At 55.7% G+C, this 404-nt stretch carries 1 protein-coding gene; it reads right to left on the bottom strand.

The annotated features are described in order from the left end of the window. A partial coding sequence (locus tag AC3A5N_RS16010; RefSeq protein WP_487738317.1) for an SMODS domain-containing nucleotidyltransferase occupies window positions 1-404 on the bottom strand: 404 nt, incomplete at both ends.

The following is a 404-nucleotide window of genomic DNA, read 5'->3' as shown; positions in this document are numbered from 1 at the left end:
TTATTTCCGCTGTGGATAGGAAAGGGCTCAACGGATGCCTGCGTGGATACACCATCGGTAATTGTTTTCGCTAAACGGAACCTCGGCAGCAGTTTGGCCCGCCGCTCGAAAAGAGATTTGAACCCCTTCGGGTTGGTCGGCTTGAACTGACGGAGCTTCTTGTCTGGCACCAGCTCACCGCCGTTCTCGCAGGTGGGGTTTGTTATCGTTGGCGATATATCGAGATGATAGTCGCCCGCATAATCAAGCCGCCAGCAGCGCTTCTTTTCGACAAGGATCGCGGCGTATGTCGCATGCTCCCGGAGCCGATCACCGACAATGCGCTTGAGTTCGGCTGGGGATTGGTCGGCAGTGAAGTTGAGCACGTGCTGGATTAGGTCGGCGTCGAACTCGTTCTGCCCAAT

This window comes from Pelagerythrobacter sp. Soil_C_18 (assembly GCF_057657235.1).
Note: the sequence above shows the minus strand (reverse complement) of the source record. Positions and strands in the feature narration are given on the sequence as shown.